Origin of the sequence: Micromonospora saelicesensis (assembly GCF_900091575.1) — a bacterium.
GTDB classification, from domain to species: Bacteria; Actinomycetota; Actinomycetes; order Mycobacteriales; family Micromonosporaceae; genus Micromonospora; species Micromonospora saelicesensis.
The window spans coordinates 320,239-335,658 of the sequence record NZ_FMCR01000001.1 but is presented as its reverse complement, the minus strand read 5'-3'; the positions used below and the strand labels follow the sequence as shown (position 1 = coordinate 335,658).

The 15,420-nt window shown below is 71.0% G+C and carries 16 protein-coding genes; 12 read left to right on the top strand and 4 right to left on the bottom strand.

Features of this window, described 5'->3' with window-relative positions:
* Positions 1–102 precede the first annotated feature (102 nt).
* From GA0070561_RS01580 to GA0070561_RS01565, 4 genes are all read left to right on the top strand, one after another.
* Entirely contained in the window at positions 103–336 is a 234-nt protein-coding gene (locus tag GA0070561_RS01580; RefSeq protein ID WP_091393870.1) for a zinc-ribbon domain-containing protein, read from the top strand.
* A gap of 315 nt (positions 337–651) precedes the next feature.
* The gene (locus tag GA0070561_RS01575) at positions 652–2,907 is read left to right on the top strand and encodes a putative bifunctional diguanylate cyclase/phosphodiesterase (protein ID WP_208603669.1); all 2,256 of its coding nucleotides are present in this window, start codon (positions 652–654) and stop codon (positions 2,905–2,907) included.
* A 50-nt stretch (positions 2,908–2,957) separates the two neighbouring features.
* Entirely contained in the window at positions 2,958–3,716 is a 759-nt protein-coding gene (locus GA0070561_RS01570) for a MerR family transcriptional regulator (protein ID WP_091393866.1), read from the top strand.
* A gap of 109 nt (positions 3,717–3,825) precedes the next feature.
* Positions 3,826–4,599, top strand: coding sequence for a hypothetical protein (locus GA0070561_RS01565; protein ID WP_091393863.1), 774 nt, complete (start codon positions 3,826–3,828; stop codon positions 4,597–4,599).
* 7 nt (positions 4,600–4,606) lie between these two features.
* Here the strand turns inward: GA0070561_RS01565 and GA0070561_RS01560 are convergent, their stop codons facing one another.
* On the bottom strand, positions 4,607–5,908 hold the full coding sequence (locus GA0070561_RS01560; protein ID WP_167362325.1) for a serine hydrolase: 1,302 nt from the start codon (positions 5,906–5,908) through the stop codon (positions 4,607–4,609).
* Between the two features lie 170 nt (positions 5,909–6,078).
* Here GA0070561_RS01560 and GA0070561_RS01555 point away from each other — a divergent pair, with 170 nt between their 5' ends.
* On the top strand, positions 6,079–6,411 hold the full coding sequence (locus GA0070561_RS01555; protein WP_181518477.1) for a putative quinol monooxygenase: 333 nt from the start codon (positions 6,079–6,081) through the stop codon (positions 6,409–6,411).
* 9 nt (positions 6,412–6,420) lie between these two features.
* On the opposite strand, the gene GA0070561_RS01550 is transcribed toward GA0070561_RS01555, so the two are convergent.
* Positions 6,421–7,998, bottom strand: a complete 1,578-nt coding sequence (locus GA0070561_RS01550; RefSeq protein WP_244166025.1) for a gluconokinase — start codon at positions 7,996–7,998, stop codon at positions 6,421–6,423.
* A 133-nt stretch (positions 7,999–8,131) separates the two neighbouring features.
* Here GA0070561_RS01550 and GA0070561_RS01545 point away from each other — a divergent pair, with 133 nt between their 5' ends.
* The 3 genes from GA0070561_RS01545 to GA0070561_RS01535 all read left to right on the top strand — a co-directional run bounded on the left by GA0070561_RS01545 (position 8,132) and on the right by GA0070561_RS01535 (position 11,116).
* Positions 8,132–9,283, top strand: coding sequence for a hypothetical protein (locus tag GA0070561_RS01545; RefSeq protein WP_091393850.1), 1,152 nt, complete (start codon positions 8,132–8,134; stop codon positions 9,281–9,283).
* A 45-nt stretch (positions 9,284–9,328) separates the two neighbouring features.
* A complete protein-coding gene (locus GA0070561_RS01540) occupies positions 9,329–9,856 on the top strand; it encodes a WapI family immunity protein (protein WP_091393787.1) in 528 nt (175 codons plus the stop codon).
* Between the two features lie 129 nt (positions 9,857–9,985).
* Entirely contained in the window at positions 9,986–11,116 is a 1,131-nt protein-coding gene (locus GA0070561_RS01535; protein ID WP_091393785.1) for an epoxide hydrolase family protein, read from the top strand.
* A gap of 71 nt (positions 11,117–11,187) precedes the next feature.
* On the opposite strand, the gene GA0070561_RS01530 is transcribed toward GA0070561_RS01535, so the two are convergent.
* Positions 11,188–11,886, bottom strand: a complete 699-nt coding sequence (locus GA0070561_RS01530; protein ID WP_091393782.1) for a hypothetical protein — start codon at positions 11,884–11,886, stop codon at positions 11,188–11,190.
* 153 nt (positions 11,887–12,039) lie between these two features.
* On the opposite strand from GA0070561_RS01530, the gene GA0070561_RS01525 reads away from it, so the two are divergent.
* A complete protein-coding gene (locus tag GA0070561_RS01525; protein WP_141710300.1) occupies positions 12,040–13,251 on the top strand; it encodes a hypothetical protein in 1,212 nt (403 codons plus the stop codon).
* A gap of 54 nt (positions 13,252–13,305) precedes the next feature.
* Here the strand turns inward: GA0070561_RS01525 and GA0070561_RS01520 are convergent, their stop codons facing one another.
* Positions 13,306–13,734 (bottom strand): VOC family protein, encoded by a 429-nt coding sequence (locus tag GA0070561_RS01520; RefSeq protein WP_091393776.1) that lies wholly within the window; start codon positions 13,732–13,734, stop codon positions 13,306–13,308.
* Between the two features lie 167 nt (positions 13,735–13,901).
* Between GA0070561_RS01520 and GA0070561_RS01515 the strand changes: the two genes are divergently transcribed.
* The 3 genes from GA0070561_RS01515 to GA0070561_RS01505 all read left to right on the top strand — a co-directional run bounded on the left by GA0070561_RS01515 (position 13,902) and on the right by GA0070561_RS01505 (position 15,419).
* The gene (locus GA0070561_RS01515; protein ID WP_205780040.1) at positions 13,902–14,240 is read left to right on the top strand and encodes a type II toxin-antitoxin system RelE/ParE family toxin; all 339 of its coding nucleotides are present in this window, start codon (positions 13,902–13,904) and stop codon (positions 14,238–14,240) included.
* On the top strand, positions 14,237–14,536 hold the full coding sequence (locus GA0070561_RS01510; protein ID WP_091393770.1) for a helix-turn-helix domain-containing protein: 300 nt from the start codon (positions 14,237–14,239) through the stop codon (positions 14,534–14,536). The genes GA0070561_RS01515 and GA0070561_RS01510 overlap by 4 nt, the downstream gene beginning before the upstream one ends.
* 82 nt (positions 14,537–14,618) lie before the next feature.
* Entirely contained in the window at positions 14,619–15,419 is an 801-nt protein-coding gene (locus GA0070561_RS01505; RefSeq protein ID WP_091397137.1) for an alpha/beta fold hydrolase, read from the top strand.
* The last annotated feature ends 1 nt before the right edge of the window (position 15,420 follow it).

The window sequence follows — 15,420 nt, the reverse complement described above, 5'->3', positions numbered from 1 at the left end:
ACGGAGTATACCAATCGCTATACCTGCACGCTGACCCATGGTTGTCCTGATCCGATGGCGGGATCTGGTGACTTTTCGCGGTTGAGTGGGTACTGGCGGGCGATGTTCTTCATCTTTGGTCTGCGTACCAAGGTCGACCGGTCCGGTGTCGTGCAGCAGGTCTGCCGCCACTGCGGCAACCAGGCCGCGCAGGTGATCACCCGCCGCTCGACGAAATTCACCCTCTTCTTCATTCCGCTCATTCCGATCCGCACCCGGTACGCGCAGCAGTGCACGTTCTGCGGGGCGGAGTACGAGATTGCCAAGTCCGACGCCGAGCGCCTTCCGGTCGGCTGATCCGACGATGGAACGCTTCCTCTGCTGGCTGATCGGCCGACCGACGCCCTCGGCCGACGTGGCCGTGCACACCGTGGCCCGCCCGCCCTGCACCCCGGGCCGGCGCAGACGCCGCCGCAAACGCCGTCCGTTGGCCGGCACCGCACTGCCCCGTTCACCCTGGAACCGATCCGCGGGCCGCTGACCAGAGGCGCAAGCCGCAGCGGGGTGCACGTTCGGCTCTGGCGGCGTTTCTGAGCGCTGGTTAGGCTTTCGGGGTTTGCCGTGGACCGGCGCCGCCGAGGGTGCACGCACGACGAAAGAGCCGGAGCGACCGTGTCCCGACAGGACGGAAAGCAGGCTGCGGGGACACTCAACCCCGCCGGCGCGCTCGTCGCGGCTGCGGTCATCCTGCTGGAGGCGGGCTGGCTGGTCGCCGGGTTGCCCGCCGCCGCGCTGGTCAGTGACATCGGCGCGATGCTGGTCGCTGGTTGGGCGACGCTCGCGTGCGTCGGGGTGGCCCGTCGACATCCGGCGCCGCTGCGCCGGTTCTGGACGCTGCTCGCCCTCACCATGGCGCTCGCCGCGATCGGCCGGGCGATCTGGACGGTGCAGCGGCTCGTCGGCGGCGACCTGCCGCACACGCCGGTGGTCGGTGTGGTCTTCACCGCCGGCATCCTCACCGGCACTGCCGCGCTGCTCAGCTCGCCGTCCGCACCGAGGACCGCTGTCGGGCGGGCGCGTACCTTGCTGGACGGGGTGATCGTCGCCCTGGCCCTGGTGCCGATCGGGTGGGTGCTGGTCTTCCGTGGGGTCGCCGCCGCCGAGTTGGCCGACCCGGCGCGCACGCTGGGGCTGCTCTTCCCGATGTTCGACCTGATGCAGCTCACCATCCTGGTCGCGGTCTCCGGGCCGGCCCGGCCGATGTGGCGGCCGATGACCGTCCTGGCGGCGAGCCTCACCCTGCGGGTCGTCGCCGACGTCGTCTACGTGTCGCTGGTCGCCCGCGCCGACTACACCGCCGGTCACCCGATCGACCTGTGCTGGCCGTTGAGCTACCTGCTGATCGGCCTGGCCACCCGGAACCCGCCGCCACCGGACTGCGACGGCACCGACGACACGGCCGAGTCGCCGCTGCCGCCCTGGTGGCGGGTGGCGCTGCCGTACCTGCCGGTGGGTGGGGCGATCATCGCGGTGGTGCTGGCCCGTCGGCCCACCGGGCAGACACCGCAGCTGGTGTTCGTGACCATGATGGTGTTGCTGGCCGCCCTCGCTGTCCGGCAGGGGTTGGCGGCCAACGAGAACCTCCGGTTGGTGGCCCGGCTGCGCCTGCTCGCGTACGGCGACCAGCTCACCGGGCTGCCCAACCGGCTGTTGTTCAACCGGCGGCTGCGCCTGGCCCTGCGCGACGGGCGGCCGGTGGCCGTGCTGCTGCTCGACCTGGACGGGTTCAAGCAGGTCAACGACCGGTTCGGGCACGCCACCGGTGACACCCTGCTGACCGGGCTCGCGGCCCGGATGCACACCGCAGTGAACGGCGACGGCACCATCGCCCGGCTCGGCGGTGACGAGTTCGCCGTGCTGGTCGAGGGCGGCCGGCCGGTGTCACCCGAACGGCTCGCCGAACGGCTGCTGGACGCGCTGCGGCCCTCCGACGACGAGGAGGACGTCGGGGTGCACCCGTCGGCGAGCATCGGTATCGCCGAGTACGGCCCGCAGCACGCCTCCCACACCGACCTGCTGCGCGACGCCGACATCGCCATGTACGCGGCCAAGGCGGCCGGGAAGTCCGCGTACCGCACGTGCACGGCGGCGTTGCGCGAGTCGGCCGTCTCCCGCGCCGAGTTGATCGCCGACCTGCGCCGGGCGGTCGACGAGGACCAGCTGCACCTGGAGTTCCAACCCATCGTCGACCTGACCACCGGCGCGGTGCGCAGCGCCGAGGCGCTGGTGCGCTGGCGGCACCCCCGGCTGGGGATGTTGCCACCGGCGAAGTTCCTGCCGTTGGCCGAGGAGACCGGGCTGATCCTGCCGATCGACCGCTGGGTGATCCACGAGGCGTGCCGGGCCGCCGCGACCTGGCGGGGCCGTGCGCCGGAGGCGACCGTCGCGGTGAACATCGCCGCAGCGCACCTGCGTCGGCCGGACCTGATCGCCACTGTCACCGCGGCGACCAGCGCCGCCGGGCTGGCACCACGGGCGTTGACCCTGGAGTTGACCGAGTCGGCGCTGATCGAGGGCACCGAGGCGGTGCTGGAACGGCTGCACCAACTCCGGGAGTTGGGCATCCGGATCGCCATCGACGACTTCGGCACCGGCTACTCGTCGCTGAGCTACCTGCACCGCATCCCGGCCACCGAGCTGAAGATCGACAGGTCGTTCGTGGCCCGGCTCGGCACCGACGACCGGGCGTACGCCACGGTGGAGATGGTCACCCGCCTGGCCGGCGCGTTCGACCTGGCGGTGGTCGCCGAGGGGGTGGAGACCGAGCGTCAGCACGAGGCGGTCACCGCGATCGGCTGCCCACGAGGCCAGGGCTATCTGTACGGGCGACCGGACGCCCCCGCCATGGTGGGCCAGAATCGGAGTTGACTCTCACGTAACGGCAGGCAGGAGCCTGGTTCCCGGAAGGGAGGGGGACCATGGCGTACACGGTGGGTCAGGTGGCGAAGGTCGCCGGCGTGACGGTGCGGACGCTGCACCACTACGACGAGATCGGGTTGCTCTCGCCCAGCGGGCGCACCTCGGCCGGTTACCGCCGCTACGACGACGCGGACCTGCAACGGCTGCAGCTCGTCCTGTACTACCGGGAGCTTGGTTTCCCGCTTGAGGAGATCACCGCGATCATCGACGACCCGGCGGCCGATCCGGCCGCGCACCTGCGCCGGCAGCACGAACTGCTGACGGTACGGCTCAAACGGTTGCAGGAGATGGTCACGGCGATCGAGTTCGCGATGGAGGCGAGTAAGATGAACATCCAACTCACGCCGGAGGAGCGGTTCGAGGTCTTCGGCGACGCCGACCCGGAGCAGCACGAGGCCGAGGCGGAGCGGCGCTGGGGTGACACCGACGCGTACCGGGAGTCGAACCGGCGGGCCTCCCGCTACGGCAAGGACGACTGGCTGCGGATCAAGGCGGAGAACGAGGACTGGGGTCGGCGGATCGTCGCGCTGATGGCCTCGGGCGCCCCGGCGGACAGTCCGGAGGTGATGGACCTCGCCGAGGAGCACCGGCAGATCATCAGCCGCTGGTTCTACGAGTGCTCGTACGAGATGCAGACCGGGTTGGCCGACATGTACCTGGCCGACGAGCGGTTCACCGCGTACTACGAGAACATCGCCGCGGGGCTGGCCGCGTATCTGCACGAGGCGATCCACGCCAACGCGATCAGCCGGGCCTGATCGGCCGGGAGGCCGACCGGGAACAGCAGCGGCCGGGAGGCTGACCCGGAACAGCAGCCGGTGCGGTCCGGCTAGTCTGGCCGGACCGCACCGCCCGGGGGAGATGACAGTGCAGAAACCGAAGCTGATCGCCGCCGTCGCCGTGCTCGTGGTGGCGCTCGGTGCTGGGGCGTGGGCGCTGGTCGCCGCCGGCGACGACGAACCGGACGCGGGTCGTCCGGCGGCGTCGGCGGGCCCGGCCGACCCGGTCGGGGTGCTGAAGGCCGCCGCCGCGAAGGCCGACGAACAGCCGTACAAGCTGACAGTTGGCACCGGCGGCGCGGACGGGGACGCCACGGTGCTGCTCTGGGACCCGAAGGCGAAGCGTGGTCTGGAGACGACCTCGCTGAAGGTGCCCTCCGGTGTGGTGAAGATCGAGCGGTTGACCACCGGGCCGGACGTGTACGTGCGGGTCACCGCCCCGGACCGCCGCGTTCCGGTCTGGGACGGCAAGACCTGGTGGCACGTCGGCGCCCCGGGTGCCCCGGCGGCCAAGCAGGGCCTGGACAACACCCGGCTGGCCAGCACGCTGGGCGCGCCGGCGGGGGTCCGGCTGACCGCCGAGCGGGAGTACGCGGGCACGCTGGACCTGCGCCAGAGCCGCGCGGTGCTGGGCAGCGGCGTCGGCAGCGTGCTCGGTGACCGGGCTGCGGCGGTGCCGTTCACAGCGGCCGTGGACGAGCAGGGTCGGCTGGTCCGCTACCGCATCGAGTTGGCCAGTGAGCAGTCGCAGACCGCCCAGCTCGACCTGACGTACTCGGATTTCGGGCTGTCGGTGTCGGCGGACCCGCCGGCGGCCGACCTGGTGGGCGAGGACCCGCCGGCGAACATTCCCGGCGCCTGAGGTCGGCTCACTCCTCGACCGCTCCCTCGACCGGGGTGACCAGGAAGTCGTAGACGGTGCGGGCCATCCGCCGGACCGTCTCGTCGCCGGTGGCCATGGGTCCGGCGGTGAGGAACGCGACGGCGGTCTCGGTGCCGGGGATCAGGTAGTAGCCGACGTCGTGTGAGGCGTCCGGCAGGTCTCCGGTCTTGTGGGCCACCGGCACGCCGGGAGGCAACGCCGCCGGGATCTTCGTGTTCAGGGTCTGCTCCCGCATGAAGCCGATCATCAGGTCGCGGGAGGCGGGGGTGAGGATCTCGCCGTCCCAGACCGCGCCGAGCAGTGACACCACGTCGTCCGGGCTGGTGTAGTTCTCCTCGCCGCGTTGCGCCGCCGCGCTGTCGAGCATCCGGCGGGCCAGGATGGTGGACCGTTGGTTCATCGAGTCGATCAGCGCGTTGACCGGGGCGAACCCACCCAGGTAGGTGATCAGCACGTTCGCGGCCACGTTGTCGCTGTACTTGATCAGGTACTGGGCGAGCCGGTGAAGGGTGACCACCTGCGGGAACGTCTCGAACTGCAGTTGGCCGGTGCCGCCGACCACGTCCTGGGGGGTGACCAGCACCCCGTCGTCGAGGAAGACCTGTCCACAGTCGACCCGGCGCAGCAGCTCGACGAGGATCCACAGCTTGATGACGCTGGCCGCCTTGGGGCGCAGCGATCCGTTGACGGCGATCTGCTGGTCCCCGTAGCGGCCGGACAGGTCGCGGACGGTTACCCCGGCCGGGTTGAGGCTCGCGTCGGCCACCACCCGGGCGAGCTGCCCGCTGAGCGGGAACAGCCGGGCCCCGGCGACCGGGTCGGTGGGCGGCTGCGGGCTGGTGACCACCACGCCGGTCAGCGTCGTCGGCGGGCGGTGCCGTTGGATCACCTCCAGCGTGCCCTCGCTGCGCCCGACCAGCGGCACCCGGTAGCGGTACGCGGTGCCTCCGACGACGACCGCGCCGCTGGCCACCCCGGCGGCGACCCGCATGGTGGGGTCGGCGACCCGGCCGGTGTCGCCGTCGCAGGCGCGGTAGCGCACTGTGTGCCCGAGCGGGTCCACAGCGAACACCCCGCCGGGAAACGACAGCCAGGACACCTCGCTGGTCGGCGGGCGCTCCGGCGTCGGGTCCACCCCGGGCTCGTGGCTCTGACCGTCGCCGGGCTCAACTCCGTACCCCGGCTCGGTCGTCTGCGCCGGGTCCGCGACGGGCGCGCGACCCGGGCCGTCCGCGGTGGCCGGCCCGGTCGTCGCGAGCACCGCGAGCGCGACCGCCGTCGTCAGCACCTTCAGGGGTACGCGGGCAGAGTTCCCCAGCAGGGAAGATGAGCGCCTCTTGTCGCTTTTTCTCACGTTTGCACGATATGAAGCGCCGGAGGCTGGTGAGACCGACGGGACCGGCGTCACCCGTCCGGGCGGCAATGTCCCGGCGAGCGTCATGCCCCACAGGTATAAATATGACCCACAGGTATCAGGCTTCCCAGCCACTCACCCCGGAGGACCCTTTGCTGATCATCGCCGGCAGTCTGCAGGTCGAACCGGCCACCCGCGAGGCGTACCTGTCCGACTGCGAACAGGTCATCGCGCGGGCGCGCGCCACCGCCGGCTGTCTCGACTTCCTGCTGGCGGCCGACCCGTTGGAGCCCGGCCGGATCCACGTCTACGAACGCTGGGAGTCGCCGGAGCAGTTGGCCGCGTTCCGTGGCTCCGGGCCGGACGACGCGCAGGAAGTGGCGATCCTCGACGCCGACGTGCAGCGCTACCTGATCGCCGGCGTCGAAGCGCCCTGACCCGGCCGCTCACGCCTGTGGTTCGGGGCCGGTGGGCAGGCCAGGCGCCATCCGACGGATCGAGGCGAAGGCGGGCGTAAGAGCCTCGTACAGCTCGGCGAAGAGCGGCAGCAGCGCCGCGTAGGTGGCGGCGGCGGCCGGGTCCGGGCGGACCGTCTCCTCGATCCGCACCAGGTCGGCGGCGACGTCGATGCTGGGGATCAGCCCGAGCGCCTCCATGCCGAGCAACGCCGCCCCGAAGCTCGACCCCTCGTGCGCGGCCGGGAAGCTCACCGGCAGGCCGAGGGCATCGGCCAGCATCTGCCGCCACAGGCCGCTGCGGGCGAAGCCGCCATCGGCCCGGACCTCCCGGACCTCGTTGCCGGCCGCGCGCACCGAGCTGAGCACCAGCGCGAGCTGCTGGCAGACGCCCTCCAACGCGGCCCGCACCAGATGCTCGCGGCGGTGTGCGTGGGTCAACCCCACGTACGCGCCACGCGGCAGGGCGCTCCAGTGTGGTGCCCGTTCGCTGTGCAGGTACGGCAGCATGATGAGCCCGCCCGAACCGACCGGCGCGCGGGCCGCCAGGGCGACCAGGTCCTCCTCGGAGTGCTCGCCCAGGTCCGGGGCGAGCGCCGCGCCGGCCCACTTGAGCACGATGCCGCCGTTGTTGATCGCGCCACCGACCGCCCAGCGATGCTCGGTCAGCGCGTAGCAGAACACCCCGCCGAGCGGGTCCACGGCGGGCCGCTCGACCATCACCCGCATCGCGCCGCTGGTGCCGATCGAGCAGGCCACCATGCCGGGGTGCACCGCGCCCAGGCCGAGGTTCGCCAGCGGTCCGTCGCCCGCGCCGACCACCACGGGGGTGCGCTCCGGCAGGCCGGTCTGGGCGGCGGCCTGCGGGGTGAGGTTGGGCAGCACGGCGGTGGTGGCGACCAGCTGCGGGAGCTGCTCCGGTGTGATGCCGGCGATGGTCAGCGCCTCGGGGTCCCACTCCAGCTTGTGGATGTCGAGCAGGCCGGTGGCCGAGGCGATCGAGTGGTCGGTGACCAGCGCGCCGCAGAGCCGCAGCAGGACCCAGTCCTTGATGCCCACCCAGTGCGCCACCCGCTCGAAGAGTTTCGGCTCCTGCTCGGCGAACCAGAGCAACTTGGGCAGCGGCGACATCGGATGCATCGGCGTGCCGGTGCGCCGGTGCAGGGCCAGCCCCGACGGCACCGCCCGCAACCGCTCGGCCTGCCGGGTGGACCGCGAGTCGGCCCAGGTCACCGACGGGGTCAGCGGATTGCCGTCAGGGTCCAACCCGATCAGGCTGTGCATGGCGGAGCTGAACGACAGCCCGGCCACCGGCTGGACCAGCTCGGCCACGACGATGCTGATCGACTTGAGCACCGCTTCGAGGATGAGTTGCGGGTCCTGCTCGGCGTAGCCGGGTTGCGGGTTGTTCAGCGGGTAGCCGACCAGGTGACTGCCGAGCTGCCGCCCGTCGGTGTCGTACGCGACGGCCTTCGTGCTTGTGGTGCCGATGTCGACCCCGATCACGACCCCGGGCAGCGTGACTGCCGGCACGACCGCCACCCCCTCGGAGAACATGAACGTCGGCACCAGTATCCCCCTATCGTGCTGGTTGCTCCGCCGATCGGCTAGTTCGCCCGTTTCGGCGTGTCCGGGCGCCGCGCCGGACCTGTTAAACCTCGTGACACCCCAGATTGGTGGCCAGCGCGGCGAAGGAGTCGGCGTGGCGAAGACTGATTCGACGGGTTCCACATGGCGGTACCGGTGGGCGCACCGGCAGAACGTGCGGCGGGTCAGCACGTACCGCGGCGCTGAGGCGGCGTGGCGACGACGCGACGACGAGTTACGGCGGCTGCGCGCCCTGGCCGCCGACTTCCAGGGCTCGGCGGCCGCCGGCGCCGGGCTGGCGTTGGAGTTGGCCGCCGACGAGGTGGTGCTCTGGGCACTGCCCGCCGCGCAACTGGTCGAGGTGCGGCACACCACAGTGCTGCCCGCGCCCGACCTCACTGTCGCCCCGGGAGCCGGGTCACTGCGCCCGCGCCGCCCGGACGGCGTCCGCGTCACCGACGCCGGCATGGCCGTGATCACCAGCCGTCGACTGGTGCTGCTCGGCGGGCGGGGCCGGCGCGACTGGGCGTACGGCCGGATAACCGGCCTGGCCCACGACCCGGCGGCGCCGGTCACAGTGATCCAGGTGCTGGACCGGCGGCGTACCTCCGGGTTGTTGCTGCCCACCGCCGCCGCTGCGGACTTCCGGTTCAAGCTCACGCTGGCCTTCGCCGACGCGATCGAACAGCGCGCCGCGGTGATCGCCCAACTCGACGAGCTGATCTCCGAGCACGCCCAGCTCAAGCCGTTCCGGCCGGCCGCGGCCACCCCCGGGCAGGCCCGGCTGTCGTCGTTCGTGCCCGGTGGCCGCAGGACCATCGCGGTGGCGGCGGCCATCGCGCTGCTGGTGCCGGCGGCGCTGATCGAGTCGGACCCGTCCGACCCGACCGGTGGCGCGGAGGTCGCCGTCGCCGCCACCCCGGCGCCCACCACCAGCGTGGCACCGGCGCTGGTCCGCCCGGCCGGCCCGGCGCTCGCGCTGAAGAACCCGCCGCCCAAGCCGACAAAGTCACCACGCCCGTCGCCCAGCGCGACCCAGGGCACGCGCTGCGGGGCACCGGAGAACCCACTGGGGTACGGCTTCTGTGGCGGCACGCGCATCCGCAAGCCGGCCGCCGAGGTGTGCGACTGGTTCGACTGCGTACCGCAGTTCTGGGCCGGACGCGGTTACCTCGTGCAGTGCCGCGACGGTTCGGTGAGCCTGGCCGGCGGCGGGTCGAAGGCCTGCGCCAACCACCAGGGCGTGCGGCGGACCATCACGAAATGACCGATTCGGGGTCTGAAGTCCGCTTCGCTCGGCCAGAATGATCGAGTGGAGATCCGGTCTGACGATGGCGCTCGGGTGCGGGTACGCCCCGTCGGCTACCAGCCCGGCATCGACCCGCCCGACGACCTCGGCGGGGCCACGCCCGGCTGGCACGACTGGCTGCTCATCGAGGTGGACGCCCGCACCGCCGACGGCCAGACCTGGTCGCACCACTACCCGAGCCTCATGGTCGAGGAGGCCCGCGCGCTCGGCGGCTGGCTGCACGGGCAGGCCACCGCCGCACTCGGGCTGAGCGCGCCACCGGCGATGGTCCGCTTCACCGAACCCAACCTGGCAGTGCGCAGCCGGGTGCTGCGCCGCCGCCGGCTGGAGCTGATCGTGGAGTTCTCCGCCGAGTCACTGCCACCGTGGATGCGCCGCCCGTCCACAGCGATCTACCCGCTGATCCTCACCGTCTCCGCGGACGCCCTGGCCACCGCCGCCGAACACTGGGCCGAGCACTGCGAGGCGTACCCGCCGCGTACCCAGTCGCGGTTCCCGACCCACGGCCCGCAGCCCAACCCACTCGGCTAGAGTGATCTTCGTCAGCCACGAGAGGAGGTGAGCCCGGTGACCACCCATCGTCATTCCTGGGCGCTCCTCTCGGCCGTCCCCCTCAGCTGACCTCTCGCGTCGGGGAGCGCCCTCCTTATCGGAGGACAAATGTCTTTCTCTTCCTTCCGCATCGACGTTCCCGATGCGGTCCTCGACGACCTACGGGCCCGACTGGCCCGCACCCGATTCACCGACCGCAGCGGCAACCAGCCGTGGCAGGGCGGCGTCGACCCCGACTACCTGCGGGACCTGGTGTCCTACTGGCACGACGGATACGACTGGCGAGCCCGCGAGGCCGAACTCAACGCGTACCCCCAGCACCTGGCCGTCGTCGGCGGCCGGAAGCTGCACTTCCTGCACGTCCGGGCCACGCGCCCGGCGGGCACACCCGCGCCGTTGCCGTTGATCCTCAGCCACGGCTGGCCCAGCAGCTTCGTCGAGATGCTGCCGCTGGTCGACCGGCTGACCAGCCCCGCCGGTGGCAGTTTCGACGTGGTGGTGCCCTCGCTGCCCGGCTTCGGCTTCTCGGAGGCCCCGGACGAGCCGGTCACCCGGGCGTTGCTGGCCCGGACCCTGCACGAGCTGATGACCGACGTGCTCGGCTACGAGCGGTACGGCGCCTTCGGCGGCGACGTCGGGGGAGTGGTCACCGGCTGGCTGGGTGCCCTCTATCCGGATCAGGTAGCCGGCATCCACATGATTCATCCACCGTTCCCGGCCAGCTTCGACGCCCGACCACTGTCGGCGGCCGAGCAGGCGTACCTGGACGCCGAAGCCGCGTACGACGAGACCGACGGCGGCTACAGCGCCATCATGGGCACCCGCCCGGACACCCTGGCGGCCGCGCTCGCCGACTCACCGGCCGGGCTGGCCGCCTGGCTCGTCGACAAGTACCGCGACTGGAGCGACAACCACGGGGACCTGGCGAACAGCATCGACACCGACACCCTGCTCACCATCATCACGCTCTACTGGGCGACCGGCACGATCGGCTCGTCGTTCCGGCAGTACGCCGACTTCGGCCACAACACGCCACGACCCGACATCACCGTGCCGGCCGCGTTCACGGTGAGCACCGAACCCTCGATGGCCAACTTCCCCCGGGAGATCGCCGAGCGGGCCTGCACCGACATCCGGCACTGGAGCGAGCCGGGCCGGGGCGGGCACTTCATGCCATTGGAGGAGCCGGATCTGCTGGCCAGTGAGATGAGGCAGTTCTTCACCTCGCTGCGCCCGTAGTTGCTGTAGTTCGCCTGTCCTGTCCTGCCCGGCGGCTGCTCTGATTTCCCTGAGCGGCCGCCGGCACCGGGCTACGCGCTGCCGAGCGACGCCTTGACGGCGTCGATGGCGTCGGACAGTTCCTCGTTGTACGGGAAGCCGTCCTCGACGACGGCCATGTTCACCCCGCACTCGCGCTGCCGCGCCCGCAGCAGGGTTTCCTCCACCGGGGCCACCGGGAAAGCCAGCGGGTCGAGACCTGGGGCAGGCTCCAGGTCCTTGATCTGGAGCCACTTGTTGTACTCGCCCTCATAGACGATCAGACCGGCCTCGATGCCCCGGGCCCACTGGTCGAATAGCGTGGCCAGGCTGCTGGCGGCACGCACCGAGTCCCACGCGTCGGGCGAGATCTCGTAGCGCCAGATCTCCCCCTCGTTCTCGCCCGCCAGGACGAAGGTGAAGATGGCGTACTCGAAATGGAACAGCGGCAGTTGCTGCCGCCAGGGGAACGGCGTGCCGATCGCCAGCCACAGATAGTCCAGCACGTCCGGGCCTTCCGGCCAGGACATCAGCCATCCGCCGTTGGGCAGCAACCGCCGCTCGGGCCAGCGCTGCGACTGCAACCAGGTGAGCTGCTCCGCGATGTGATCCACGCCGAAGATCCGGTGAACCTCGTCCGGCGCATGCCCGGTCGGCGACTCGTCCTGGTCGGGCCAGTCGAGGCCGGCGGCCGTCGCCGCGAGGCGGTAGTCGCGTACCGCATCCCGCAGCACGGGCAGGTCATCAAGCATCGGGAAGCTCCTTGGCCGCCGGGGTCCTGAGCAGGCTAGCTTCGCCGCACCGACTCTGGTGTCCGTCAATACTCTTCTTTCGGGCGCAACGGGATACATCGATCCCGGTCGCGTTGCCTGTCACGTACGTGAGCGGTTGTACCGCGTGTGACCGTGACCTCTGTGCCCTGCGCCCCCTGGCGGATCGCCTGGGCCGAGCGCGAGAACGAGCGCCGGCAGCGCGCGTACCGCGACGCCACCGACGCCTGGCGGCACCGCGACGACCACCTGGCCCGACTCCGCATCGAAGCCGCCAGCTTCCTCGGGTGTACGCAGCCCCGCACCGGCCTACCGGTGGAGCTCGACGACGACGAACTCGTCTTCCGCGTCCTCCCCGTCGCCCAGCTCGTCGAGGCCGAGGCGCGGCACATCCCCGGCCTGCCCAGGCCAGGCGGCTTGTGTTCCTTTGCTGAGGCTTCTTCCCAGGCGTTGCCGGCGGGCCTGCGTGTCGTCGACACCGGCATGGCCGTGGTGACCAGCCACCGGGTGGTCTTCGGCGGCCGGGAGCACCGCCGCGAGTGGCGGTACGCGGACCTGGTCGGCCCCGCCCACCACCCCGACGTGCCGGTCACCCTGCTGCCCGACCGCGGCCGACTGCAAGGGCTGCTGGTCCCGGCCAATGCCGTGGTGAACTTCCGCTTCTATCTCACCCTCGCGGCTACCGACGATCGCGGCGCCGTCATCGCGCAGGTCGACGCGCTGCTGGCCGCGCACCAGGCCGACCCGCCGGCGCCTCTTCTGTTGGTGGACCCCGACGACGCACCGCTGACGGCGGTACGCCCCGACCGGCGGGCGCTCGGCGCTGCCGCCGTCGCTGCCGTGGTGTTCGTGACGCTCGGCCCGGGCGCTCTTGGCCCCGGCGCGTGGGGTCCTCGCGGGCCGGTGTCCTCGGCGGAGGTCGTCGCCTTGGACCTGCCGAGGGCTGGGGCGGTCCTCGTTCCGATTGGTCCCGTCGGGCCGGTGGAGCCCAGGTCGCGGGTTGGCTCAGCCGACAGTGCCGTATGGAGCCCGCCGAATGTCCCAGCAGCGCGGCCGCCGGCTGTCTCTACAGTGGAAGCTGCCGTTGCGGTGGCCCTGCCGCCGGCTGGTCCGCCGTCCGTCGCTCCCGCGCCGTCCGCCAGTTCGGTGCCGACGCCTGGTCCGGTCCCCACTACCGACCCGCCCGCGTCGGCCCTGCCGACGCCGCCCGTCATGTCGGCCTCGCCAACGCCGACCCCGACTGTTACGGCGACGCCTTCGCCGGGTCCGGGGCTGCTGGCGATCTGCCTGGATCCTCTTCAACTGCCGTTGCTGGACCCGCTGCTCTGCCCGTCTCCGGCGCCCTGAACTGCGTCTTCCCTCCTGCGGGGCTCAGTTCGTGGCGCCTCAGTTCGTGGCGCCTCAGTTCGCGGCGCTGAAGTCGGGGACTGTGAGGGAGCCGTCCTCCGCGAGGGCGAAGCCGGGGTTCCAGGCGATCTCCCAGAGGTGACCGTCCGGGTCGGCGAAGTAACCGGCGTAGCCGCCGTAGAAAGTTTCCCGGGCCGGCTTGGTCACCGTGGCACCGGCCTTGGTCGCCGTCGCGATGGCCTCGTCGACCTCTGCCCGGGAGCGGACGTTCTGAGCGAGGGTCATCGCGCCGGTGCCCGGCCCTTCGATGCCGGCGTCGTCGGCTAGCTTGTCGCGGCCCCACAGGACGAGGGCCAGGCCGCCGGCCTGGAAGAAGACCGTCTCCTCGACCTCCTGGCCCTGCCAGCCGAGCTGCTCGTAGAACGCCTTCGCGCGGGCTACGTCCGCGACTCCCAGAGTGATCAGGCTGATGCGCTGCTCCATGGTCTTCAACCTAACGCGCAGTCGGTCGGGGGCGTGGCAGGCGGCCCCGACGTTGTAGCAGTTCCAGGCGCGGCAAGTGCATTGCCGAAGTCCTCGCCGACACGCGTTCGATGAAGTCCGGTGGGAACGACCCAACCCATAGCATCGATGCTATGGGTTGGGGTAGCGTGGAGCTGGAACCAGAGGTGCGAGACTGGCTGGAGGAACTGCCAACTGCCGACTTCGCCCGAGCGGCGTTCTACATCGATCTATTGGCTGGTCGAGGTGTGTTGCTCGGAGAGCCGCACAGCAGACAGCTCGACGGCAAGTTGCGTGAGCTGCGGTTTTATCTGGAGCGCGACGCGGTCCGCGTGACGTACTGGATAGCCTCCGACCGGAGGATCATCCTGCTTACGGTGTTCCGCAAGACGCGGATGCGGGAGGACCGGGAAGTCGAGCGGGCTCGCCGCGCATTTGAGCGGTGCGTGGCGGAGCGGCACATCGTGAACGAGGGGGCAGAGCGATGAGTGATCGCCTGGACTGGAATGACCTGCGTGAGCGCCGGATGACGGAGCCGGGAGCGGCCGAGACCTACGAAGCCACCCGGATCGCCTTCGAGCTTGGTCAGGAGGTGCGCCACCTGCGCGAGGGGCACGGTTGGAGTCAGAGCCAGTTGGCCCGCGCCGCCGGCATGACTCAGTCCGCGGTCGCCCGCTTCGAGGCAGGCGGAACCGTGCCGACCTTGCCGGTCCTGGAGCGGCTAGCCCGGGCCTTGGACCGGCGGCTAGACGTCAGGTTCACGCCGAACGCGGACGCAGCCTGACTGCCTCCGACGCCCATCGCGATCAACGGCAGACGTGTTCGCGAAACGGCAGCCGGCGGTCGTTGATCTAGGATTCCAGGTCATGCGGGAGTTCTTCACGGTCGGCGGTCGGAGCCTTTCGTATCTCGATTTTGGCGGTCCAGGAAACCCGCTCCTGGCTCTGCACGGGCACTACAACGAAGCGTCGGCTTTCGCGCCGCTGGCTGAGGCGTTGGCACCGCAATGGCGGGTGATCGCGCTCGACCAGCGTGGGCATGGAGAGTCCGACCGTGCCGAAAGCTATGAGCGGGACGAGTACGTTGCCGACGTCGCCGCGTTCCACCAGCATCTGCAGGTCGGCCCCGCCGCGGTGCTGGGTCACTCACTGGGCGGGGTGAACGCCTACCAGTACGCCAGCCGGCACGCCGATCGGGTCACCGCGCTGATCGTCGAGGACATCGGCGCGGTCGTGAACTGCGACTGGTCGTTCACCACCAGCCTCCCTCGCCGCGCGCCATCCCGCGACGCGCTGGTCTCGGCTCTGGGCGGGGCGGCTCCCTATCTGGAGTGCTCCTTCCGTCAGTGGAAAGACGGCTGGGGCTTCTCGTTCGACATCGATGACACGGTGGCGTCCCAGAAAGCGCTCAACGGCGACCACTGGACGGATTGGGTAGCGGTGTCCTGCCCCACCCTTCTGATCCGCGGTACGCGCAGCGACGAGCTGGCGGCCGATCACGCTCGCGAGATGATCGCCCGCCGCCCAGGCCAGGCTCGGCTCGCCGAGCTGCCAGCAGGTCACGTCGTGCATCACGATGCCCAAGCACAGTTCGCCGCTACGGTCGGCGCCTTTCTGTCCGAGTCGGTCGGCGTACCTGGTGGTGGGGGAGTAGTGCCTCCGACTTGAC

Coding starts and splice junctions, on each gene's coding strand:
- GA0070561_RS01505 (WP_091397137.1), top strand. CDS start 14,619: ATGCGGGAGTTCTTCACGGTCGGCGGTCGGAGCCTTTCGTATCTCGAT.
- GA0070561_RS01510 (WP_091393770.1), top strand. CDS start 14,237: ATGAGTGATCGCCTGGACTGGAATGACCTGCGTGAGCGCCGGATGACG.
- GA0070561_RS01530 (WP_091393782.1), bottom strand. CDS start 11,886: ATGCTTGATGACCTGCCCGTGCTGCGGGATGCGGTACGCGACTACCGC.
- GA0070561_RS01555 (WP_181518477.1), top strand. CDS start 6,079: ATGACCCACAGGTATCAGGCTTCCCAGCCACTCACCCCGGAGGACCCT.
- GA0070561_RS01535 (WP_091393785.1), top strand. CDS start 9,986: ATGTCTTTCTCTTCCTTCCGCATCGACGTTCCCGATGCGGTCCTCGAC.
- GA0070561_RS01520 (WP_091393776.1), bottom strand. CDS start 13,734: ATGGAGCAGCGCATCAGCCTGATCACTCTGGGAGTCGCGGACGTAGCC.
- GA0070561_RS01580 (WP_091393870.1), top strand. CDS start 103: ATGTTCTTCATCTTTGGTCTGCGTACCAAGGTCGACCGGTCCGGTGTC.
- GA0070561_RS01570 (WP_091393866.1), top strand. CDS start 2,958: ATGGCGTACACGGTGGGTCAGGTGGCGAAGGTCGCCGGCGTGACGGTG.